The following is a 24,716-nucleotide window of genomic DNA, read 5'->3' as shown; positions in this document are numbered from 1 at the left end:
GATCACAAGCCAGATATACAAACTGTTCTACTCTGTTAAATTGTTTTGGACAAATCCTCACCTGATGAGTAGCCGCCAAATTTACCACCGTCTGCAAATCCGCCAGGGCTAGCTTCTTTGAGGAATCCACTGTAGGCTTCCATACCGTGTTCACCGATATCTAAACCTTCCAATTCTTCTTCTCTGGTGACTCTGATACCTAAAGTCGCCTTCAGCACTAACCAAAAGATACTGCTAATTAGCACAGTCATACCACCGACAGAAATCACGCCTAAAAACTGGATGCCTAACTGTTCTAAGCCACCACCAGCAAATAAGCCCTTAACAGGCCCAGCACCTTCACCATACCAGGAATAAACACCAGGCCCAACAGCCCATAAACCAACTGCCAGAGTCCCCCAAACACCACAAACCAGGTGAACGGAGGTAGCACCTACTGGATCATCAATACCAAGTTTGTCAAAGACTGTGACTGCAAAAACTACTAATACACCAGCAATCAAACCAATAATCACAGCACTAGGAATGCTGACATAAGCACAAGGGGCTGTAATCGCTACTAAACCTGCCAGAATACCGTTGATAATCATCGACAAGTCTGGTTTGCCTAAATACCACCAAGCTGTCGCAGTCGCAGCAATACCACCAACTGCACCAGCCATGTTAGTTGTTAAGGCGATGTGAGTAATGGCATTGGGATCAGCTGCCATTGTCGAACCGGGGTTAAAACCAAACCAACCTAACCACAGAATTAAACAGCCGAGAGTGGCAATACTCATATTGTGACCGGGTAGAGCCACAACTTTACCATCTTGATATTTACCGATACGGGGGCCAAGAAATGCTGCACCCATCAAAGCCGCCCAGCCACCGACTGAGTGAACTACTGTAGAACCCGCAAAATCCCAAAAGCCTTTGTCTGCTAACCAACCAGCCCCCCAAATCCAGTGTCCGGTAATCGGGTAAGCGATACCTACAAGTAAAATGCTGAAAATTAAGAAATCAACAAACTTGATTCTTTCTGCAACTGCACCAGAAACGATTGTGGCTGCTGTTCCCGCAAACACTAACTGAAATAAAAATTTGGCAGCTAGTGGTACACCAGCCCAACTTAATGCACTAAAGACACCTTGATAAGCATCTCCCGTGGTAGGACTGTTATCGGCTCCTGTTAGGAAAAAGCCGTTTAAACCAATAAAGTCATTGCCATCGCCAAACATGAAACCAAAACCAATTGCCCAAAAAGCCACGGTGGCGAGAGCAAAGACAATCAGGTTTTTGGCGAGGACGTTAACGGCGTTTTTCTGGCGACAGAAGCCGGTTTCTAACATTCCAAAACCAGCATTCATGAAGAATACCAAAAAGGCGGCGATCGCTACCCAAAGCGTGTCTAGGGCAACTTTCAATTCTGTTTTCAATTCTGCTGTGGTTTGCTCGGCTGCTGGACTTTGTGCAACCGCCGCATAACCCCATCCCAACACAATTAAACAAGCTATTGGTAAGCAAGCTTGCCAACTCGGAGAAAGTCGCTTAACTAAATTGAATAACTTACTTTTTGAGTTGAATTGAATGGTTTTAGCGGATTTTCTTGCGGAAATTCGCCTATTTTTTAATTTCGATTTTTGTTTGTACATCAGTAGGACTCCTCAGCTTCCGGCTATGTTTAACAGGAAGTACAATTTAATGAAAAAACCTAATTTCTACAGTTAAAAACTGTGTATTTGCATTATTTTTGATGAAATCACTTGTAGGCTGTTTGTACAGTATTACATCAATTAACATAAATAGAAGTTTAGAAAATTAATGGCACTTTTGTAAATATTTTTCGATGTTATTCTTCAAAAATTATTATGTATTTTTTTTACTTGTACATCTTCTTCATTGAATCTTTAATGAAGAAACCAATAACTATGCACAGGGAAATCACCTCAAATTGTCAATCTGATTTCGGTGAACAATTAGAGTCAAGATGAATAAAAAATTTGTGAAATACACTACTACTTTTTACTGACTTTTGTCAATTGATAAGTTTCACTGTTTTATTCCTTCTCTAAAGTATTAGTATCGGAAGTTTGAGGATGGTTTTTGTCTGCTGCAATCAAAGTTTCAATTGTATAAACATCAGGCCAGACTGATGCACCATGTTCATAGACATCAATCCCCAGGCGATCGCCTTCGGGATGGACACGCAAGCGTCCAAGGGCTTTGAGACTACCAAACATGACAAAGCTAAACACAACTGTAAACACGGCGATCGCTACCACACCTAAAAGCTGAATCCCCAATAATTCCATGCCACCGCCTAACAATAGCCCGGCTTTTTTGTTTAAGGTAAGTTCTGCTTGTCCTAAAAACCCCACAGACAAAGTACCCATCATGCCATTAATCCCATGTACGGAAAAAGCCCCTACCGGATCATCAATCTGTAATGATTCAATGACATCCATCCCCCACACTAATAAAATGCCACCTGTTAACCCAATCAACACCGCAGCCCAAGGCGCAACATAAGCGCAAGCTGCTGTAATCCCCACTAACCCAGCTAAAGAACCATTCAGACAATAGACTAAACTCCACTTACCAGTGCGGATGTATTGCCAAATCATCGCTGACAGTGCAGCAGCACCCGCCGCCAATGTGGTATTAATTGTCACTAGCCCTATTAAGCCGGGATTACCCACACCGAGGGTTGAACCAGGATTAAACCCATACCAACCCAACCACAAAATCATAGTTCCCAACGTCGCCAAGCTTAAATTATGGGCTGGGGGTGGTGTTCCCCAATCACAACGTCCAGAACGATGCCCTAACAAATAAGCACCTACTACCGCCGTCCAACCACCTACACAATGCACAATGGAACCACCAGCAAAGTCATGATAACCGAGTTTGGCTAACCAACCTTCAGCATTCCAAGCCCAATGGACGATGATTGGGTAGCTAATGGCTCCCATCACGGCGGTATAAATTAAGTTCCCAATAAAATCAGTTCTGCCAGCCATCGCACCTGTAGTAATTGTGCTGGCGGTGGCTGCAAAGGCAAACTGAAAAAAGAACAATGTATAGGTGTTAATCGCAGCTGTCGAACCAGGCGCACCCATTGGAAAGCTACCATCAGCCGCAGGCATCAGACTCAGAAAGAATGTATCTACACCTAACAACCCACCGGCACTACTACCAAACGCCACACCAAAACCCACCGCCCACCATACCAAGATTGTGACAGCCGCATCAACAAAGTTTTCTAGTAAAACGTTGACTACACTTGTTTGTTCCACAAAACCTGCTTCTAGCATGGCAAAGCCAGTTTGCATAAAAAAGACTAAAAACCCGGTGAGTAATACCCATGTAGTATCAATCGAAATTTGCAGTCTGATTGTAGTCTCTGATAAAGACTGCATATTTGGCGGTTCTGCTGCTTGCACAACCGCCGACACCGCAACTACAAATATCATTGAGCTAATCGCCACCGCCAATAAGCGTTGCCAAGTTTGAATACGCTTATTCAATGGTGATTTTTTCCAGATGGAAAAGCGATGACTGACAACGGGAGCAAACTTAACCACGGCGAAAAATTTTACCTAAACATCAGCACATTTCTGGTGTCAACAAATCCACAAATAAGTTGATTAATAGTCTATTTACTGAAGTTTTAATTCTGTAGGTTTTGATACAATTTACCAGAATTGAGCAATAATCATGAGGCTGTGAATAGTTAAATAAATTACTCACAGCCTTTGTCCTATCAGCATTTCATCTTGGCTAGATATGATTGCTCAGAAAATTATTAAGTTATATTAAGCTTATTAAATTTTTGTATGCTTCAGGCTGATTAAGGATCACATTTTCGTAGGGTGGGCATTGCTTGCCAGTTGGTAAAACTCATAACTTTACGTTTTGGCAATGCCCACCTTACATGTGTCTTGTAGAGTGCGTCAGACTGTTTCAATGCCGTCAATCAACGTATTTTTCATATCTGATATCATGTCCGGCTCATTACTTATGATAAGTTTTTGATGCTGATCTTTTCTTTTTCCCTGTTCCCTGTTCCCTACCCCAACAGATATGATAACTATTCAAACGGACATGATATGACGCACCCTACTAATATGCCAGTCGCATCAATCGTTTAAATATTGTTCATAGCCTAGTTGTTCGAGTTTTGCTTGCTTTGTCATCACTAATTCAGCTAGGCTTTGACGGTACTGTTGCACTTTCTCTAGTAATTCTGGCTGGTGAGTAGCCAGGATTTGTACTGCTAAAAGTCCGGCGTTTTTCGCATTACCGATAGCGACTGTAGCCACTGGGATACCTGCTGGCATCTGGACGATAGAATATAAAGAATCAACCCCTTGTAAATTGCGCGTAGCTACAGGAACACCAATCACAGGCAATGGTGTTAAAGACGCTACCATCCCCGGAAGATGAGCCGCACCACCAGCACCAGCAATGATTACCTTAATACCTCTTTGGTGAGCTTGTTGGGCATACTGCACCATGCGTTCTGGGGTACGATGGGCAGAGACGATCGCTACTTCGTTCTCTATGCCAAACTCATTGCAAACAGCGATCGCATCTTTCATAGTGGGCAGATCGGAATCACTACCCATAATAATGCCAACAACAGGAGCCATAACAATTCAAAATTCAAAATTCAAAATTTTTGCCCACACAGCAAGCTGAGGCTGTAATTATCATCTCATATTCTGCGGTGACTGGGGATTGGGGATGAGGGAGCGGAGGAGAAAAACTAATAACTAATGACTAATGACTAATGACTAATGACTAATGACTAATGACTAATGACTATACACAAACCGATAGACATTATTAATGCTAGAGTCCCAGGCTATCAAGATTTGCAAATGCTCTTAGTCAATCAACAGGGCATAATTGAGCAAATTCTACCAATGGGGACAGTATTCAAACGAGTTACACCACCAGACTTACAAATATTAGATGTGGGTGGAGATTGGATTTCTTTAGGAGGCATTGATTTACAGATTAACGGGGCTTTAGGGTTGGCTTTTCCTGATTTATCGAGGGAAAATGCTGATTTACTGCCGAAAATATCTCAGTTTCTCTGGGATGTGGGAGTAGATGGATATTTACCGACATTGGTAACAACTTCTGTAGAGAATATACAGCGATCGCTTGCTGTGATTGCAGATTTTATCTCGACTTCCAAAACAGGTGCTGAGATTTTAGGTGTACATCTGGAAGGGCCATTTTTAAATTATCACAAGCGTGGCGCACATCCGGCCGAGTATCTATTACCCCTCACCATTGAGGAAGTCAAGCGGGTTTTGGGTGATTATGCTGATGTTGTCAAAGTCATTACCTTAGCACCAGAGTTAGATACTACTGGCGAAGTTATCCCTTATTTACGTGATTTAGGTATTACCGTCAGTTTAGGACATTCTCAAGCGACAGCAGCACAAGCTCAACACGCCTTTGAACTTGGTGCAACAATGGTAACTCATGCTTTTAATGCTATGCCATCCCTACACCACCGCGAACCGGGATTATTAGGCGCAGCAATTACCCATCCAGGGGTGATGTGTGGTTTTATTGCCGATGGGCAACATATTACACCGACGATGTTGCAAATTCTCCTCCGTGCTAGCCAAGGCTTGTTTTTGGTTAGTGATGCGCTGTCACCTTTGGGGCTACCTGATGGGTTTTATCCTTGGGATAGTCGAGAGATAGAGGTAAAAAATGGTACAGCACGACTACCAGATGGGACTTTATCAGGTACGACTTTACCGTTGTTAGTGGGAGTAGAAAACTTGGTGAAGTGGGGAATTTGTGATGTCGAAACTGCGATCGCTTTAGCTACCGATGCACCCAGACAGGCGATTAGTTTACCAGGAATTGCACCCCAGCAAACAGCTAACTTATTGCGTTGGCATTGGGATGAGAAGACAAAATCACTTAACTGGGTGCGACTATCACCAGCGTTTGAATTTTCGGTTTTCCAGCCGGAGCGAGTCAACGGGTAACTTAATCGTAAAAATACTGCCTTGATCCAATTGACTCTGCACATCTATACTACCATGATGTGCTTGAACAATTGCTTGAGCGATCGCTAGTCCTAATCCAGAACCGCCAGTGCTACGAGAGCGATCGCTATTCACACGATAAAAGCGGTCAAAAATCCGCGATAATTCTAACTGAGGAATACCAATACCTGTGTCTTGAACTTGAATCACCGCATACTGTTCACTACGGTCTAAACTAACTATGACTTTACCACCTGATAAAGTGTATTGAATGGCATTGATAATTAAATTAGAAATCAATCGATAAATTTGGTCTTGATTACCGATAATATTTACAGGCTTTGTCACCATAAACTCAGATTTGAGGGTGATATTTGCTGCAATTGCTAAGGCGGCAAACTCCTCAATTAAATCGCTAATAATATCATTTAAACAACAAATATCATAACTGATTGTCACAGGTTGACGGTCTAAGCGAGACAGTAATAATAAATCAGCTACCAGATTAGTCAGACGTTGATTTTGGCGTTGTATAGTTTGTAAAAGCTCCCTTGCTTCTAATTCATCCAATTGTGACATCAAAAGTGCTGATTCTACAGTTGCTTGAGTTGCTGCTAAAGGCGTGCGTAACTCATGGGCTGCATCTGCTGTAAATTGTTGAATTTGTCTGTATGATTTATAAATTGGTTGCATTGCTAAACCTGCTAACCACCAACTAGCAAAACCCACTAAACCAATCACCATTGGCGAACCAAAGGCTAAAGTTAGTTTCACCGCATCTAAATAATTACTAAAATCTTCAATACTCCGCCCGACTTGAATATAACCCCAATCAAGATTATCTTGGGTATGCAATGTCCGAGAAATTTGGTGATAAATCTTCCCTTGACTATCTTTGAGAGTTTGCCATAATTCAGGGTTAAATTTTGATGATATTCCTTCTGGATAAGCTCCGGCTATAGCAAATAAACGTCCAGAATTATCATAAAAACGCACATAATAATGCTCTTGGTGAATCGCACTCAGAGTATGACGATGAGAATTTATTGGTTCAGAAATACAAGTTTTTCCTACTATGCAAATTTTGGGTAAAAGTCCATATATAACTGGTTCTAATTTACCGGGTTGTTGTAACTTTAATTCAATACTATCATGTAGTGTTCCTGCTACTGTTTCTATTTCCTGATCTAATGTCATCCAATGAGCATGAGACACAGCTTTATAAATCCCAATGCCACACAGAGTTAAAATCAGAGCCATCACCAGAGCATACCACACTGCCAAACGTAAACGGGTGCGCTGAAATAATCTATTTTGCTTCATGAGTGAGATTTAGCCTATATCCCATACCATGTAAAGTTTCAATGATATTTTCACAACCACTATTAGCTAATTTACGACGTAATAACCTGACTTGTGCTGCCACTACATTACTAACAGGCTCGGCGTTGACTTCCCATAGTTGGTTACGAAGTTGTTCAGAAGTAACGATGTGATTGGGATGTTTCATAAAATATTCTAACAGTTGAAACTCTTTATTAGTTAAGGAAATTTCTTGTTGATTTCCTGCCGCATCTTTACTGATAACTTTGCTATTGCTATAATCTAGAGTCAGATTTCCTAAAGTTAATTCTTGAGGCTGAAATTGTGGCGATCGCCTTTGCAAAGCTCGCAATCTTGCTAATAATTCCGCCATGCCAAAGGGTTTGACTAAATAATCATCAGCACCCGCATCTAAACCCGTAACTTTATCTTCCATACTGTCTTTAGCTGTCAGCATCAACACAGGCAAATGATTATGACGATAACGCAATTTTTTACATAATTCCACACCAGAAAGCCCCGGAATCATCCAATCAAATATAGCTAACGTGTATTGTGTCCAACTACTTTCTAAATATTCCCAAGCCTCATTACCATTCATCACCCAATCAACCACGTATTTATGTTGGGTAATAGTTCGTTTAATAGCATTACCTAAATCTGGTTCATCCTCGACTAATAACACTCGCATAAAATTATTTTTCCCATCTAGTAATACTAATATCTTGCACCATGCTCAACAATCCTAGGGTGGGCAATGCTATCAAAGTAAACATCGAAGTTTAAACACAGTTTCCGCATTGCCCACCACACTGTAATTGTCATAAAGCAACTGATGGAAGATTTAATAATATCCTTTCGTCACCTGATTAAAGTTCAGTTAAGGCTAAGTTCGTAGTAAGGACTTTAGTCCTTATTTTCTCAGGACTTTAGTCCTGACTACAAACCTGAGTGTGAACGGCGTTGAAGTGCGAAACCCAGCACAATAATTTCACTAATCACACCCGCAAGCATTCCATAAGCTGCTGAAGTCGCGCCGCCATGTCTGGTAAAAATCAGACTTCCACATACTACTAATGTAAAACTTGCAGCAACGACTGTTGCTATATTAATAAACCAGTTCTTACCCTTGTGAATAAGTAAGCCTTGAAAAGTATTTTGCAAAGCCACCAACAGAGGGAAACATGAGAGTATTTGTATAACTGGACGAGATGCTTCTACAAGCGCGGGATTATTTCCCAAAAACTGACGCAGTAAAAATAAACCTTGCTCTGTAAACCCCAGAAAAAACGGTATCAAAGTAAAAGTAAACCCGACAATAATCACAAAAGTCCCAAGTGTTCGCTTGTTCGTTTCTTCGTAAGCAGAAATTACCACTTGTTGAATCATGCGCGTACCGTTAGCAATGGAAAGCAGTAACCCCCAAGCCGCAGGCCATACAGCAAGTGCAATGTTACCATCGAATGAGCGAGCAATCAGACTTAAAAGTATAGCTCTTGCACCCCAAACTAAAAGCATGGTTGAGGCTAAAGGAAAATAATAAAAGCTGACTCCGGCAAAGGTTTGAGGTAGTTTCTTAGTTTCTGAATGTACTTGTTGGTTCAGAATAGAAATTGCACCAAGACGCAGACAAAACCATGTAACGAGTACCGCCTCAATGAGTATTGCTCCCATCATGGTGATACCTGCTAGCAATGCTCCATCTAACCTCAAACTTACTCCCACAGCCAACGCCACAATTACCCAAGTCAATCGTGCTATACTTGCCCAACCTACAGCTATGCTCTTTTTAGCGCGGATGAGTAAACCTTGAAAAAATCGCCGCCAAGCAATCACAAAAGGCCAGAGGAACATTAATAAAAAAGTAGTTCTTCCTCGTGCAGCAATTGATGAGCTTACGCCGAAGACATCAAGCAGTAGCCAGTTATACAAAGGTTGCCAAGTGAGTACAAGAAAGATAGCACTGAGAGTTAGTCCCGCTATCAGTGTAAACTGCCAAAGTGCGCGGCGAGATTTGGCTTGCCCTCCTAGTGCGGTTGAAGCATGAAGAATCATGATAATGGGGCTTTCCAGAAATACCGCCACCCCTTTGACAACCCCGACTCCGGCTAATGTTTCTTGAGGAAAGGGTAGACGACTGAGTGCAGATGTCTGAAGTGGATCTCCGAGAGTCATGGCCACATCAGACAGGGAAAGTGGGATAAACTGTGTGAGTAGTGTGAGGAGCGATCGCTCGGAATTTATTTTATGACCTTCCTGTTGTTGGGGTGAGGTGTTCATGATATTTTTTAGCACTACTCAAAATACATCACAATTCAAAATTCAAAATTCAGACTTGTGCTTGATTCGGGTAAATTGGTATGAGCGAACTGATAGCATCATCAAGATGTTCCCCTTGCTTGAGGGTAAATCCATGACGCTCAAGCCAATCGGAATCATACACTGTCTCAAGGTATCTATCGCCTCTATCGGGATTAATCATTAAAATCCGCGCACCTGCACCCAGTTCACGCGCCAGATGTAACCCACCTGCTACAATTGCCCCTGTTGAAGCACCTAGAAGCAAGCCCTCACGACGCGCCAGAACGTGACAAACTGAGTAAGCTAAATCTTCAGGGACTACGTAAGCTCTATCCAGCAGTGACAAATCCAAATTTGGGGGAAAGAAAGATAAGCCGATACCCGTCATTTTATATGCTTTGGCTGGTGTTCCCATAATCACTGAACCCAGTACATCAACGCCCACAATGCGTATTTTGGGGAATTGCGAACGTAAATAACGAGCTATTCCCATTATCTGTCCGGCAGTGCTAACACCAACCACCACAGCATCAAGATCAGAACCAAAATGCGCTGCAATCTCACGGGCGGTGTAATATGAATGTGCCTCAGTATTCAAAGGATTTAGGTGTTGACACGGATACCAAGAATTAGGTATAGTTGCTGCCAGTTCCTTGGCTTTTTTCATTCGTGCCTTTTGCATAGAGCCTGACTCATCAGCCTCATGCAGTGGTACATCCACAAGTTCAGCACCATAAGCTTTCAGCATTCGTCTAAACGGTGGCGGAGTTTTAGCATCGACAACAATCATCACTCGATAACCTCTGACTGCTCCCACCATCGCCAACCCAACGCCAAAATTTCCTGAGCTTGACTCTATAATCGTACCACCAGGTACAAGCAGCCCTTCCTCCTCGGCGCGTGTCACCAGGTAAACTGCATTTTTCTCTTTAATCGAACCGCCAGGATTACAACTTTCCAACTTTAATAAACATTCCGAGACACGACAGACAGGAGAAATATGCTTGAGTTTGACAATCGGTACATTTCCTATCGCCTCGGTAACATCATCAGCAGTAGTTTTTTGCCATTGACTATGATTTGGACTGGGAAAAACATTCTCTAAGGGTGAATATTTTGTAAGTTGTTTCATATTAACCTTGTGAAAACATGAAAAATCAATGGAACTACTCTGTTTTCCTTAAATTGCTTCTGTAATCAGGTTGTATTGCTCTGCATAGTTTGATTGTCGATACAAATTACATGGACGAATTTATGTAAAAATTATGACAATCAACTTTTTTAAATGTGTCCCAATAGTAAATGTCCATCAGGTTGCATCAATAGCAAACTGATAAGTTTTTTGAGTATTACCCATAAGATGGAATCTATGATGAAATCAAGCTATTTTTTATGTTGGAGGTTAAAAATGAAATTAAGATGAATTTTTAAATTTTCTCTTCAGATTTAAAGAGTTAATGTAAATAATTATACTTATTAAATATTTTGCATTTATTTATAAGTTCCCTATCTCCAAGGGATAGGGAACAGGTAACATTCAACAGTGGGGGAAAGCAAATTAAAACGCACTGTCTTAGAGGATGTTTGTCAAGTCGTGAAGAATACTAAAAACCCCTCTCCAAACGTCCGAACAGCAAATGTAGAGACTAGCCATGCTTAGTCTCTACATTATTTTTTGATGAGAGTTGGTGGTTCTGCTCTCAGTTTCTGCTAATACGGGGAATGTGTTCAATCACACCCCCTTATTTTTTTCTTTGAACTCGGCTATTTAGTCTAAACTCCTGTGTGGCATATAAAGTGAGAAAGAGCGGTCGCTTGTCGAAGACTAAAAAATAGTGTATATATACAGTAAGAGATGTTAAAAATTTGCCAAAACCTGTCTAGTTAATATAATCATTGGAGGCTGCTGGCCTGCCTTGATTACTAGGCTTATCAATCCTTTGGGATTAGTTACATCTCATCAAAAACCTATTTCAGTCACTTATTTAATTCAAAAGAACAAGTTACAATGAACCAGTCAAACAACAAGTCTGCTCAAAAGCCCTCTGTTTGCTACCCAGAGCTTAATGACCAAGAGCTAGAAGTCATCTGTGGTGGTGGTTATATATTCCCGGAAAGTGAGCGTTATGAGATTAGCTGTACTGGAAACAGTTGCAAACTAGTAAGTCCAGATGATAAACGTCCTAGTTGGCTGCAAAAATAGCTACCGAGCCAAAGTATAACCATTTAAAATGGTTTGAAGAGATAAATTCTAGTGTGGGTTGGTAGGGACGTAACCCTGGAAAGTCCTTTCTTGGTAAACATTTCACCCAGTCCAACCCTACCTATACAAGTGCTTAAGTTAACTGCACCAGATGTATTATCATTGTGTATAACTTTTCTGAATTAAACGGTGAAAATGCGTCTCAGTACACTCACCTAACTTATCCAAGTTACGTCAAATTTCTTGAAAATTTAACGGGTGACTCTTCTACAGTTGCCATAGGTGCAGAGTTAGATACAAGCCCTGTAGGATTAATACTTGCTTATTATGTTAGTAGCTCTGACAACTCTGATCAAGCTTACGGACAAATCCTATCTCTTTTTGTAGTTCCTGAACATCGCCATCAAGGGTTAGGGAAAGAGCTACTTAGGCGTATGGAAACAGCACTCAAGATGAAACGATGTGCTGAAGTGGAATTAAGGTATCTTTCTAGTCCCAGTACAATCGCACTGGAGGAAGTTCTTGCACAACAAAATTGGTCATCTCCAAAAACAACGGCTTTAATATGTTACGGTTCTAAAATAAATGTTGACCAAACTAAATCTCGACATTTAGTCAAATATATTGACAAACTTACTGCAAAGTTACCTCAAGATTACGAAATTTTCTTTTGGAAGGACTTACGCCTTCGAGAGCGTCAAATCATTGAAGCTCAGATGGAAACTGATTCCTTGGTAAGAAGGTTCAATCCTTTTGTGGAGGAAAATGAGTTAGAACCGAGTAACAGTTTAGGTTTACGCTATCGAGATAGAGTTGTCGGCTGGGTAATAACCCATCGCATTGCTCCTGATACCATTCGCTACACTCAAATGTTTGTCCATCCAGAGAACCAGCCTTTAAGCAGAAGCACTTTGTTATTAGCAAAAGCAATCCATTTTCAATATCAGGGAGCAACGACAAAAGCCACGTTCCGAGTGGCAATTGACAACGAACCTATGGTGAAATTCGTCCATCGTCGATTGGCTCCTTATTTATACGAAATCCGCGAAGCCCGATTGGTCACTAAGCTTCTCGATACTAATCATTAAGAGCGAAACTTAATCATGAAGTATCAATGGGTAAAACAACATAGTGGTGAAGATTGTGCAGCAGCAAGTCTGGCGATTGTTGCTCAACATTATGGACGTAAACTGAGAATCAATCGTATCCGTGAGCTAGTTGGAACCAACGAGGGTGGAACCACCATGTTGGGGTTAAAATATGGCGCACAAGCCCTGGGTTTTGCTGCTCAAGCGATTAAAGCCTCTCCAGAAATTCTAGACGAACTTGATCAGTTTACCCTACCTGCGATTATCTTTTGGAAAGGCTATCATTTCGTCGTCTTATATGGAAAAAAAAACAATAAGTACATTATTTCTGACCCCGCAATGGGGATTTGCCATCTTTCCCGTCAAGAATTGCTCGCGGACTGGCAAGGACAAATAATGCTTTTGCTAGAGCCAGAGGAGCGTTTTTTTGCCACAGAGGATGAAGAAGATGTCGTTAATCCTCTAGATAGTTTATTGCAGAGGCTCTGGCAGCAACGACAACTCCTCTGGAAAGTAATTCCTCTCAATTTAGTGATCGGGCTTTTGGCATTGGCGAACCCGTTACTGTTGCAGTTTTTAACTGACACTATTTTAGTAGAAGGCGATCGCCAAAAATTAACCGCAGTCGCTTTGGGGGTAATGGGACTGATATTTGCCAATGGTTTTTTATCCTGGTTGCAATCCAATCTGGTGCTGTCCTTTGCCGAAAGACTGCAACAAGGACTAAAATTAGAATTCGCACAACAGGTTTTACATTTGCCTGTGTCCTATCACGAAGCTCGTCGTAGTGGCACTGCTGTCCGTCGTCTGGCGGATATTCAACAAATTCAGATAGTTGTTTCTCGCTTAATTATCCAGTTACCGATTCAAATATTTATCGGTTTAGTGGCAGCAGCAGTCATCTTTTATTATAGTCCCAAACTGGCTTTATTAACCTTGGCGGTGGGTGGGGTGATGGCGGCATTTACCCTGACTTTTAAACCCCTCGTTAGACAAACTACTTTTCGGTCTTTTGCTGTAGCTGGAAAAAACTCTGGCGTTTTAGCTGAAATGTTTAGGGGAGCTTTAACCATTAAAACTACAGTTGCTGCACCCCAGTTATGGCAAGAAATCCAACAAAGATTTGACCACGAATACAAGTTGAATTTGCATACCGCTCGGATAAAAGTTGCTAACAATATCATCTCAAGCTTATTAGCTGGAATTGGTACTGTTAGTATCCTTTGGTACGGCAGCTATCTGGTTTTTCAAGCAGAATTAACGATTGGGCAATTGCTTGCTATTTATGGTTTAAAGTTCAGTTTCTGGCAATTGGTGACTAGCCTCATGCAGACGGTAATTGAATGGACTGAAATTAGAGCCATCACCCAACTTTTAGCAGAGTTATTTGAATTTGAACCAGAAAATCGCCACGACAGTAGTAAAGTTCCTGTGAAACTGAAGGATGATGCCAGCATAAGATGTGAAGAACTCAATTTCTATTATCCAGGTCGGATAAAACTCCTAGAGAATTTATCCCTAACAATTCCAGGCGGAAAAGTTATTGCACTTATTGGGAGGTCTGGTTGCGGTAAAAGTACCCTAGCTAAATTACTAACTGGACTGTATCCCCTGCAATCAGGTAAAATTTATATCGGCGATCACTGCATTCAAGACTTACCCCTCGATTGTTTGCGCCAGCAAGTGATACATATACCCCAAGAGACTTTTTTCTTACATCGCTCCATTGCCGATAACTTTCGCTTAGGGTCGCCTGATGCAACTTTAGACGAGATTATCGCCGCTTGTAAAGTTTCTCATGCCCACGAGTTTGTCAGTAAATTCCCAGAAAAATATGATACCGTTTTGGGGGCAGTTGCTGCTAATATTTCCGGTGGACAAAAGCAAAGACTAGCGATCGCTAGAGCCATTCTTAACCACCCTCCCGTAATGATTCTAGACGAATCTACTTCTAATCTTGATCCCATTAGCGAAAGAGAGGTATTAGAAAATTTACTTACCCATCGCCAGGGAAAAACCACAATCTTAATTAGCCATCGCCCTAAAGTTATCGAGCGAGCCGATTGGATCGTTTTACTAGAAGAAGGAAAACTGAAATATAACTGTTCTAGAGAAAATTTCCTGAAGCAAGCTACAGAAGACTTGGATTTTATTAATCCTTAAGCCATCTTTAAAAGAATACGCGAATATACTTGTCTTGTCCAGAGTCCAATATTCTAAATAAATAAGTAAATTGACTGTTTGAATCTCAAAACATAGCCCTATTTTAGCCATTATTAATTTTAAGAAAACTTTTAAGTTGAGCTACCATGTTGTAAATGCCCTGGTTGATGCTCAGAATGCTGTTCATTTTCGTGATGTTCATGAATTGGACGTGTAGCTGTTTTCCTATTACTTTTTGTCATAATTATTAGCACTCATCATTATTTTTTTGGCATCTCACCACCAGTTCCCATCATTTGATTCATCTGTTCCATCATTTGATTCATCTGCTGCATATTTCTCATCGTTTCTTGCATTTGTCTCATCATTTTTTGATGGTGCTGTTCTCTTTGCTGTGGAGTCATCCTCTGCATCATTTGCTGCATCTTTTCTGGTGTCATCTGAGACATTCTCTGGTGCATTCGACCCATATTCATTTGCATTTGTCCCATCATTTGCTGCATCTGCCCCATCTGTAACATCATTTCTCGATGATGCTGCTTCATCTGTTGCAAGTTGATTTCTGAGCTTTGCTGATCAGGGTTAGTTTGAGCAATTGACGGGACAGCACCTAATCCTAAGATAGTAATAACAATGGCAAAATATTGAGCAACAGTTGTATTTTTTAGTGTCATTTTTTTGCTCACTTTTTCAATTCTATAATTTAACTTCAATCTAGCTCAACCAATAATGCACTATTCTACAAACCAAACTCCTGCTTGAGTTGAGTAACCCAAGTTTTGATTCGTTCCTCTGTCAAATCAGATTGATTATCCTCATCCAGAGCAAGTCCGACAAATTTACCATCACGGAGAGCCTTAGACTCAGTAAACTCATAGTTATCTGTAGGCCAATAACCAACAGTTTCACCACCTAGTTCTGCAATCTTTTCTTCCAAAATGCCCATTGCATCTTGAAATGTATCAGGATAACCAACCTGATCTCCCGCACCAAAATATGCAACTTTTTTCCCAGAAAAATCAACATTATCTAGTTCATCATAAAAAACTTCCCAGTCGCTTTGTAGTTCTCCAATATTCCAGGTAGGGCAACCAATAATAATATAACTGTAGTCATTAAAATCACTAGGCTCTACTTGGGAAACATCATGTAATTCCACCGTATTTTCCCCACCTAACTCTTTTTGAATAATTTCTGATTCAGTTTGAGTGTTGCCTGTTTGAGTACCAAAAAATAACCCTATCTTAGCCATAATTACTACTTGTGAAATACGGTGTTACTCATTCAAATTTAGAGATAGCGGTAACGTTGGCATAATCACATAAAACAGGTGTTAGGTAACTAGCAAAATTTTCAACCAACATCTGGGGATAACTGGCTCACTTCTTGAAGTTTCAAGTTACCTTACCTCTAGGCTCTAAGTTAAAAATTTCCTATTGGTTTCACATCTTCCAAATGAGATAAAAAAATTTATGTCTGATGTCAGAGTCTAAATTTCATCTGATTTTCATTTTTGGATGTTTAGCTAAAACTTAGGCAATATTTTTTGATTACATAGTAAATACTTTTTTACTTCTCAAAACTAGACAGTTGACTCTCCAGTTAGATGGAGAGTATAAACTAACAGGAATATGTTCAACATCTCAATCCCAAAAAACGCTTATAAGGTGTGAACAATGAACAAACGCTTTTCCGCTTGGATTAATCAATGGTCTCGTTATTTATTAGCAGTGATTGTTACCACTGGAGTTGTCGCAACTGCTTCTGTAACATTCAATGTATTGAGCAAAGAAGAGAGTGTTACAGCTAGCAATCATCCACAAGTATTAGCGAATAATTCTACTGCACTGCTTAACGTCAGTGTTTGGGATAAGCAAACAGAATCCTATTCAGGAGTGCGAGATATTACAGTTTATCGAAGTCCCTCTTGTGGTTGCTGTGGTGCTTGGATGGAACATATACAAAAGCACGGGTTTAACATCAAAGCAGATATCAAAACCGATGACATGGAGGCAATTAAACAAAAGTACAACTTGCCTCAAGAGTTAGCATCTTGTCACACAGCAATTATTGATGGCTATGTCATGGAAGGGCATATTCCCGCCGATGATATCAAGCGTTTTCTTAAACAAAAACCTGAAGTTGCAGGTTTAGCTGTTCCAGGGATGCCTTTAGGAACTCCAGGGATGGAATCAGGAGATAGAAAACAGCCATTTACAATCATGACATTTGATCAATCCGGTGCAGTTGCAGCGTTTAAAGAGTATCAATCTTAATGAAGTACCAACACTTCCGCAAGCGGTAAGTGTTGGCTTCCTGTCTCGTTTGCCACTGCTCTTTCCTGATGAAGATGCACTTTATTCTGCACTGTAGAGACGTTCCATGCAACGTCTCTACATGATTTATTTGATGCAACTTCATAGATAATTGGTATAAGTCGCAAATAGGAGTGAGGAGTTAAACAACCAGATTCATGAAAAATTACGATGATGAAAAAGTTGAATCGCCGTCAATTCATTACCTTAACTGCGGCTAGTGCTGGCACAGCTTTGGCTGCTAGTTGGGGATGGCAAAAATTTAATTCTGCTCAAATTTCAGTGCAGCCAGCAATTGAACTACCCAAGTGGCACAAAAGCACTGATGGTTTATTGGAAATTAACCTCGAAGCTAGTAACCGTGCTGTGAAATTGGGTGATCAACAAGCATATCTATTAACTTATAACGGACAAATACCTGCGCCTCGCTTGGAAGCTAAACCAGGGGACACTGTTCGCATCCGTTTTATTAATAACCTTGCTCAACCAACTAACCTGCATTACCACGGGCTACACATTCCACCTACAGGTAATGCTGATAATGTTTTTCTCAGTATTGACCCAGGAGAGAGTTTTAATTATGAGTTTACTATACCTGCTAATCATCCGGCTGGTACGTTTTGGTATCATCCCCATCTTCATGGTTTGGTAGCAGAACAGTTATTTGGGGGTTTGGCTGGTTTGTTTGTGGTGCGGGGTGAGTTAGATGAAATTCCCGAAATTAAAGCCGCTAAAGAGGAATTTTTGGTATTGCAAGATTTTGCTTTTGATGGTGAGGGAAGGCTGATGTCTTCAGCACGGATGTCAATTATGACAGGACGGGAAGGGGATGTGATTACAGTGAATGGTGAGTCTAACCCCTCTTTGTCACTTCCGGCTGAGGGTTTAGTCAGATGGCGGATTCTGAATGCTTCTACTTCTCGCTTTTATCGGCTGGCGTTGGAAAAACACCCTTTTTACCTGATTGCTACTGAGGGAGGTGCATTAGAACAACCTGTAGAAGTTAGTGAGTTATTACTGACACCAGGGCAAAGGGTAGAAGTGTTAGTGAAAGGCGATCGCCAACCCGGACAATATCGCTTGCTCAATCTGCCGTACAATCGAGGTGCAATAGGTATGGGGATGATGGGCAGTCGGGGTATGATGGGAGGAAATCGCAACACACCAACAGTTTTAGCCACCGTTAACTATGACTCACCTGTAAAACCTGCTGCTTTACCTAAAAAACTCGCTGCCATACCAGCTTTACCAACACCTCAACAAGTACGTCGCTTGGAATTGAATCACGGAATGGCTGCTGGTATGGGTATGGTATTTCTGATTAATGGTCAGCCTTTTGAACACCAGCGCATTGATACACAAGTTAAATTAGATACAGTAGAAGACTGGGAGATTGTGAATACAGGAATGATGGATCATCCGTTTCATCTCCACGTTAATCATTTTCAAGTTATTAGTCGCAATGATCAACCCGAACCCTATCGCGCCTGGAAAGATACAGTTTTAGTTCCTAGAGGCGAAACAGTTCGCATTCGTATTCCTTTTAGAGATTTCCCAGGTAAGACAGTTTATCATTGCCATATTCTCGATCATGAAGACTTAGGCATGATGGGAAATTTGCTGATTCAAACTTAGATTTGCTCAAGTTTTGTAACGCTATAATCTAAACTTTTTTATTTCAATTGAAAATTAGTTAATCCCACATATCACAATACAGTTCAGTTAAGGCGAAAAGCTTTAAGTTGTGAAGTAATAATCAGTTCGTAGTCAGGACTTTAGTCCTGATTTTCTGAGACATAAAATGCTGACTACAAACCAGCCTTACCAATACTATATTTTCTTAACTGAAGCGTATTTAATTATGAATGAGGTGCGCCCAGCAAGACAATTGAGCAAGTCAATTCTTTAATGACTTGGGTTGTCACTTGGCTCACAGCCAATCCGCCGGTTGTGCGATAACGAACAGCACGTAAAACTGCTAAATCAAAACCAGGGGCTTCGCGAATAATTACCTTAGCAACATCATCATTTCTAATTGTTTGAATCTCTGTATTCACCTGCAATTTACTATTATTAATAATCTCAGATAATTGCCCGGTAAATTGTTCCACCATAGGTGTTGGTGTATTAGGGTCACACACATGTAATAACACTATTTCCCCCTGATTATGATAAGCCAAAATTTGAGCAAATCTTAAAGCCCCTATAGTTTGCGGCATCAAATCACCAACTGGTAACAAAATTCGGCGGATTGTGCTGGGGCTATTTAAGAGGCGTGTTACTGCTACCGGACAATGAGATGACCAAAAAACGCTATCAATTACACTACCAAATAACCGGGCGCGTAAACCTGTTGTCTTAGACCAACCCATCACCACTAAACTAGCGTTTTGTTCTCGACTGGTGCGGCTAATTCCTAAAGCCACATCATCATCAATCCGAATGGCAGTTTGCACTTCTACATCAAATTCTTGACTGATATCTTTAGCTAATTTCAATCTTTGCTGACTTTGTTCTAGGGCAATTCCTAACTGGGGGTCATCCATGTGTACATGAGATTTAGCAATAGCTAAAGTCACTATTCTCCCTGATTCATGCTGCGCCAGCAGTGCCGCCATTTCTATGAGATATCGCTGGGTTTGTGGGTTATATATTGGTACTAATACCGTGAAAGGATAGTGGTTTTCTTCTAGCAGTTTTTCCTCAGTATTCCCCCACCACATTGATAGACTATCTGTGTCTAGTTCTGCTTGGGAAACCTGTAATGTAGTAGCAAACCTAGCTGTGGTGATTGGCCCCAAAATTGCAGTCACCAACATCAAAACAATCACACTATTTAAGACACCTTCACTAATTAACCTTTCGCCAGCAGAGTTGACAGTTTGATAGGCAACTAATGTTGCTGCTAATGTAGCCGCTACTTGTGGAAGGGATAATGACCACATTGTTAGCAGTTCCGCAGTGTTATAGCGGTAAAGCAATTTGGTGAAGAAGGCTGCTAAAAATTTACTACCAATCAAAGCTACAATAATCAACAATGTCAGCCAAAATGAAGAAAGGGTTTTGAGAAAGGCAGGAATGTTAATCAACAATCCCATGTCTACAAAAAAACAAGGGATAAATAACACACTACCAATAAACTCAATTTTCTCTTTAACAGGGCTACGTCCTAAAACATCATTGACAGCTAAACCAGCTAGAAACGCACCAACAATTTTTTCAACTCCAATGACCTGCGCCCCTACAGATGCTAAAAATAAGGCTAGTAAAATAAACAAAAACTGATTACTTTGTTCATCCCCAGAACGGCGGAAAAATTCTTTACCTAACCAGTCAAAACCAAACAGAACTGCAATTGAGTAGATGATTAATCCGCCTAATAAAGTTAACAGACTTAAAGTTGTAAATTCTCCGCTATGAATTCCTACACAAATTGCTAATACTAACAAAGCACCTGTATCAGTAAAAATGGTCGCGCCAATTGTTACTGTTACCGCTTCATTCATCACTACTCCCAGGCGACTTACAATCGGATATGCCAAGAGGGTATGAGAAGCTAATAAAGAACCAATTAATACTGATGAATTCCAGCCGAAATTAAAAAAACGTCCGACTAAAATCCCGGCAAGCATGGGGAAGATAAATGTTAAAAAGCCAAATCCAATTGAACGATTTTTGGTTTTGCGAAACTGGTCTAGGTCAATCTCTAATCCGGCGACAAACATTAAATAAACTTTACCGATATCTGAAAGTAGTTTGACGGTTTCGGAATCAGAATCTAAAAGTTTTAAGCCATTTTGTCCTAAGATTACGCCGGCTAACAGTAATCCTACCAGTCCGGGTAATCTTAAGCGTTCAAAGATTGGTGGTACAGTAAATATTACTGTCAGAAGGATTGTAAAGGCAATAATAGGAGAATCGGTGAGGAACTCTGAAGCCATATATTAATACGATTGTGTAGATGTTTACAATCTGTCTCAACAAAGATTTTTTACCAGAAGTTGGTTACTATACTCCTAATAAAGTTGCAATAATTAAAACATGAACAGGCTAATAATAACAAACTTATTCACTTTTGATGAGTAAATTTTTGAATGTATAATTTATTGGCATTGCTGACTATTTCCAGATGCGATCGCCATCATCGAGATTAAACATACCTATTGATATTAATCCCGTGAAAATTACCTCAAAATCCACATTTATAGACGCGATTATTCGCGTCTATACAGAGGAATTTTTACACCCATAGCCCCTAGATAAACCATATTGATTGATAGCATTGACAGACTCAATAACTAATTAGTAACGTAAGTCTAAATTACTACTCAAATTAATTTGGTGTAGATATACTCAAGTATTCTCACTCATCAGTCATTACAGAGGCTAGTACCGCTATGCGTAAGTCAAAAGTCAGAGATGCTTTCATTGACTACCTGGCGTATCCGCCAAAAGACTGATATAATAGGCTGTTTAACTGTTTGGAATGGTCAGTTTATAGGAAATCATTGCAGAAAAATTGATCAGGGTGTTCTTGATCTTGGCTAGAAATGATAATTTTAAGGATTGGGAAGCCTTAAAAATCGAGATTTATGAACGCAGCCGACGATAAAACCATTGTTCGCGAATATTTCAATTCCACGGGATTTGATCGATGGAGACGGATTTATGGCGATGGCGAAGTCAACAAAGTCCAGCTAGACATCCGCAACGGCCACCAGCAAACTGTGGATACAGTGATCGACTGGCTGAAAAATGATGGCAATTTAGCAGAGTTATCAATCTGCGATGCTGGGTGTGGTGTGGGTAGTCTCAGCATTCCCCTAGCAACAGCAGGTGCTAAGGTTTATGCCAGCGATATTTCTGAAAAAATGGTGGAAGAAGGCAAACAAAGAGCCTTAGCAGCTTTGGGTAATGCTGACAATCCTACCTTTGCTGTACAGGATTTAGAATCTTTGAGCGGCAGTTATCACACTGTTATTTGCTTGGATGTCCTGATTCACTATCCCCAAGACAAAGCCGATGAGATGATTTCTCACCTCTGTTCTTTGGCGCAGTCGAGAATTATTTTGAGTTTTGCGCCTAAAACCTGCGCCTTGGCTTTACTCAAGAAAATTGGCAGTTTCTTTCCTGGGCCTAGTAAAACTACTCGCGCCTATCTGCATCGTGAGGCTGATGTAGTTAAAATTTTAGAAAAGAATGGCTTTGCTATCCAAAGACAGGCTTTTACTAAAACTCGCTTTTACTTCTCCCGTATTTTGGAAGCTACTCGTCAACAATAAAAAGATATTAGAGGTACAGAAATACTATTTACCAGTAATCTCAACGCTGGTTAATAACGTTATCTGCTTCTAAATCAGTAATGAGTAATGGGTAAGTGGTAATTGCCCATTACTCATAGATATTTACAGCTATATATCTTGCACTATTCTCAATAAGCGTTATGTGGGCATTGCCAACAACTTAAAACTAAGGGTTTGAGCAAGTTACCAGCAATGCCCACCCTACAAAAATTGTCATTAAGTAACAAGTGCAAGATGTGTGTTAACTATCCCGAACATTGGATTTCTAAAATATCAAATTTTTTACTACATTTTAAAATCAACTAAAATGAATAATTTTGAATTTGCATTTTCACCTGTATCAAGTTGAAAAATTCATCTAGCTAGTAGGGTGCGTCATAACGAATAATTTCTTGTTAATGCCAAGTGTTATCTGACAGTATTGAATATTTGTTACTCTGAAAGTCCTGGAAAACTCAAATTTAAAGCCGGAAAACCGTACATAGATTGCCGCGCAATTGCTACCTGATAAATCTAGATTTAAATAGCTACGATAAAGGTGTGGCTTAAGTAATGCTGTTGTGTAGAAAAGCTGAAAAATCAAGACAGCATTAGCAGGAGAGTGAAAATATGGGCAATCAATTTAAAACTCTGGCTTTGTTAGCTGCCCTTAGTGGCTTATTGATAGCTATTAGTTACTGGGTAATTGGTGGTACTAGCGGCTTGATTATCGGTATTGGTTTAGCCGCAGTAACTAATCTGTTTTCTTGGTATCAGTCTGATAAAATTGCTCTGGCTGTTTACCACGCCCAGCCTGTAAGTGAAAGTGAAGCACCAGGACTTTATCGGATGGTGCAGCGATTATCGCAACGCGCTAATATTCCTATGCCGGGAGTTTATATTGTTCCCAGCCAAACTGCTAATGCCTTTGCTACAGGACGCGATCCAGAACACGCGGCTGTGGCTGTTACTGAAGGTATTTTGAATATTTTGCCAGAAGATGAGTTAGAAGGTGTCATCGCTCACGAACTGACTCATATTATTAATCGTGACACCCTCACACAAGCCGTAGCTGCTACCGTTGCCGGTGCTATTTCTTTCTTAGCACAAATGCTGAGTTATAGCTTATGGTTTGGCGGTGTCGGTGGACGAGATAACGAAAGAGGCGGAAATCCTTTAGGAGTTTTGCTAACAGTTATTCTTGCGCCTATAGCTGCCACTATTATCCAGTTAGCTATTTCACGCACAAGGGAATTTTCGGCTGATGCTGGTGCGGCTAAATTAACTAAAAATCCCCGTGCTTTAGCGCGTGCATTGCAAAGATTAGAAGCCACAGCGCGACAACTACCTTTAAATGCTAATCCCGCTTTTGAACCGCTATTAATTATCAATCCTATCTCTGGGCAATTTCTCGGTAACTTGTTCTCTAGTCACCCGGCTACGGAAGCACGAGTTGAACAATTACTGAAGTTAGAGCAACAGTTTGTAGGGAAATAGGCAGTAGGGAGTAGGGAAGCGGAGGAGCGGAGCAGAAAAACTAAACTAATGACCAATAACTAATGACCAATGACTAAAAGGATGTATCAACTATGAATACTAATGATTTTGAAATCGTCGAATCGATAACAGTGATAGAAATTAGCCCTCAAACTCATGAAATTGTGGAGAAAGAAATGGCTGGCGAAAGTGATGAAGTGAAGCGGGAAACTAAAGCACTGATTGAAGCACTCAGAAACCGTGCTAAAACTGAAGCAGAATCAGCCGGAACTTTCACCCGTGAAACTTATCTCAATGCAGTACGCAAGGCACGGGCAGCAATTGAAGGGGGTAGGATTTTTCAGCGCGATGCCTACGACGGGCGAAGCGATCGCCTAGAATATTTCTGGATGGTATTTCAAGAAGAACTAGAAAAAAACTGGCACTTAATGATGAAAGAGTTTGTAGATTTCTCTAGCCGGCTCCAAAATGCTATCAAAGTCGGTTGGGAAGCCTTCAACACTCCACGTCATCAAGGTTAAACTGCTTATTCCTGAATGTAG

General features: G+C 40.7%; 18 protein-coding genes. 8 read left to right on the top strand and 10 right to left on the bottom strand.

What is annotated here, in order from left to right; all coding sequences use genetic code 11:
• Positions 1-35: 35 nt before the first annotated feature.
• From A3775_RS03885 to purE, 3 genes are all read right to left on the bottom strand, one after another.
• A complete protein-coding gene (locus tag A3775_RS03885) occupies positions 36-1,634 on the bottom strand; it encodes an ammonium transporter (protein ID WP_066380810.1) in 1,599 nt (532 codons plus the stop codon).
• Between the two features lie 405 nt (positions 1,635-2,039).
• On the bottom strand, positions 2,040-3,509 hold the full coding sequence (locus tag A3775_RS03880; protein ID WP_066381023.1) for an ammonium transporter: 1,470 nt from the start codon (positions 3,507-3,509) through the stop codon (positions 2,040-2,042).
• Between the two features lie 612 nt (positions 3,510-4,121).
• Positions 4,122-4,634, bottom strand: coding sequence for a 5-(carboxyamino)imidazole ribonucleotide mutase (purE, locus tag A3775_RS03875; RefSeq protein ID WP_066380808.1), 513 nt, complete (start codon positions 4,632-4,634; stop codon positions 4,122-4,124).
• Between the two features lie 168 nt (positions 4,635-4,802).
• Between purE and nagA the strand changes: the two genes are divergently transcribed.
• The gene (nagA, locus tag A3775_RS03870) at positions 4,803-6,002 is read left to right on the top strand and encodes an N-acetylglucosamine-6-phosphate deacetylase (RefSeq protein ID WP_066423944.1); all 1,200 of its coding nucleotides are present in this window, start codon (positions 4,803-4,805) and stop codon (positions 6,000-6,002) included.
• On the opposite strand, the gene rppB is transcribed toward nagA, so the two are convergent.
• From rppB to A3775_RS03850, 4 genes are all read right to left on the bottom strand, one after another.
• Positions 5,952-7,325, bottom strand: a complete 1,374-nt coding sequence (gene rppB, locus A3775_RS03865; RefSeq protein WP_066423943.1) for a two-component system sensor histidine kinase RppB — start codon at positions 7,323-7,325, stop codon at positions 5,952-5,954. The genes nagA and rppB overlap by 51 nt on opposite strands.
• Positions 7,312-8,016, bottom strand: coding sequence for a two-component system response regulator RppA (gene rppA / locus A3775_RS03860; protein WP_066423941.1), 705 nt, complete (start codon positions 8,014-8,016; stop codon positions 7,312-7,314). The genes rppB and rppA overlap by 14 nt, the downstream gene beginning before the upstream one ends.
• Before the next feature lie 248 nt (positions 8,017-8,264).
• Positions 8,265-9,605 carry a hypothetical protein gene (locus A3775_RS03855; protein ID WP_066423939.1) on the bottom strand — a complete coding sequence of 447 codons (1,341 nt, stop codon included), beginning with the start codon at positions 9,603-9,605 and terminating at the stop codon, positions 8,265-8,267.
• Between the two features lie 49 nt (positions 9,606-9,654).
• On the bottom strand, positions 9,655-10,758 hold the full coding sequence (locus A3775_RS03850) for a cysteine synthase family protein (RefSeq protein WP_066380797.1): 1,104 nt from the start codon (positions 10,756-10,758) through the stop codon (positions 9,655-9,657).
• A gap of 1,235 nt (positions 10,759-11,993) precedes the next feature.
• Between A3775_RS03850 and A3775_RS03840 the strand changes: the two genes are divergently transcribed.
• Together A3775_RS03840 and A3775_RS03835 are read left to right on the top strand one after the other, a co-directional pair.
• Positions 11,994-12,917: a GNAT family N-acetyltransferase gene (locus A3775_RS03840; protein WP_066423937.1), complete on the top strand. Its 924-nt coding sequence runs from the start codon at positions 11,994-11,996 to the stop codon at positions 12,915-12,917.
• Between the two features lie 15 nt (positions 12,918-12,932).
• Positions 12,933-15,080 carry a peptidase domain-containing ABC transporter gene (locus A3775_RS03835; RefSeq protein ID WP_066380791.1) on the top strand — a complete coding sequence of 716 codons (2,148 nt, stop codon included), beginning with the start codon at positions 12,933-12,935 and terminating at the stop codon, positions 15,078-15,080.
• 260 nt (positions 15,081-15,340) lie between these two features.
• Here A3775_RS03835 and A3775_RS03830 read toward each other — a convergent pair whose 3' ends face one another.
• On the bottom strand, positions 15,341-15,754 hold the full coding sequence (locus tag A3775_RS03830) for a hypothetical protein (protein ID WP_066423935.1): 414 nt from the start codon (positions 15,752-15,754) through the stop codon (positions 15,341-15,343).
• A 65-nt stretch (positions 15,755-15,819) separates the two neighbouring features.
• A complete protein-coding gene (gene fldA, locus A3775_RS03825; RefSeq protein ID WP_066380787.1) occupies positions 15,820-16,332 on the bottom strand; it encodes a flavodoxin FldA in 513 nt (170 codons plus the stop codon).
• Between the two features lie 424 nt (positions 16,333-16,756).
• Between fldA and A3775_RS03820 the strand changes: the two genes are divergently transcribed.
• Positions 16,757-17,356 (top strand): DUF411 domain-containing protein, encoded by a 600-nt coding sequence (locus A3775_RS03820; protein WP_066380784.1) that lies wholly within the window; start codon positions 16,757-16,759, stop codon positions 17,354-17,356.
• 210 nt (positions 17,357-17,566) lie between these two features.
• The gene (locus A3775_RS03815) at positions 17,567-19,030 is read left to right on the top strand and encodes a multicopper oxidase family protein (protein ID WP_082803668.1); all 1,464 of its coding nucleotides are present in this window, start codon (positions 17,567-17,569) and stop codon (positions 19,028-19,030) included.
• A 224-nt stretch (positions 19,031-19,254) separates the two neighbouring features.
• Here A3775_RS03815 and A3775_RS03810 read toward each other — a convergent pair whose 3' ends face one another.
• Positions 19,255-21,336 (bottom strand): cation:proton antiporter, encoded by a 2,082-nt coding sequence (locus A3775_RS03810; protein ID WP_066423933.1) that lies wholly within the window; start codon positions 21,334-21,336, stop codon positions 19,255-19,257.
• A 651-nt stretch (positions 21,337-21,987) separates the two neighbouring features.
• Between A3775_RS03810 and bchM the strand changes: the two genes are divergently transcribed.
• The 3 genes from bchM (at position 21,988) to A3775_RS03795 (ending at position 24,695) form a co-directional block, all read left to right on the top strand.
• On the top strand, positions 21,988-22,677 hold the full coding sequence (gene bchM, locus A3775_RS03805; protein WP_066380778.1) for a magnesium protoporphyrin IX methyltransferase: 690 nt from the start codon (positions 21,988-21,990) through the stop codon (positions 22,675-22,677).
• A gap of 630 nt (positions 22,678-23,307) precedes the next feature.
• Positions 23,308-24,174 (top strand): zinc metalloprotease HtpX, encoded by an 867-nt coding sequence (locus tag A3775_RS03800; RefSeq protein ID WP_066380776.1) that lies wholly within the window; start codon positions 23,308-23,310, stop codon positions 24,172-24,174.
• A 92-nt stretch (positions 24,175-24,266) separates the two neighbouring features.
• Complete coding sequence (locus tag A3775_RS03795) at positions 24,267-24,695, top strand: hypothetical protein (RefSeq protein ID WP_066423931.1); 429 nt, start codon at positions 24,267-24,269, stop codon at positions 24,693-24,695.
• Positions 24,696-24,716 lie beyond the last annotated feature (21 nt).

Origin of the sequence: Anabaena sp. 4-3 (assembly GCF_001597745.1) — a bacterium.
GTDB lineage: Bacteria > Cyanobacteriota > Cyanobacteriia > Cyanobacteriales > Nostocaceae > Trichormus.
Note: the sequence above shows the minus strand (reverse complement) of the source record. Positions and strands in the feature narration are given on the sequence as shown.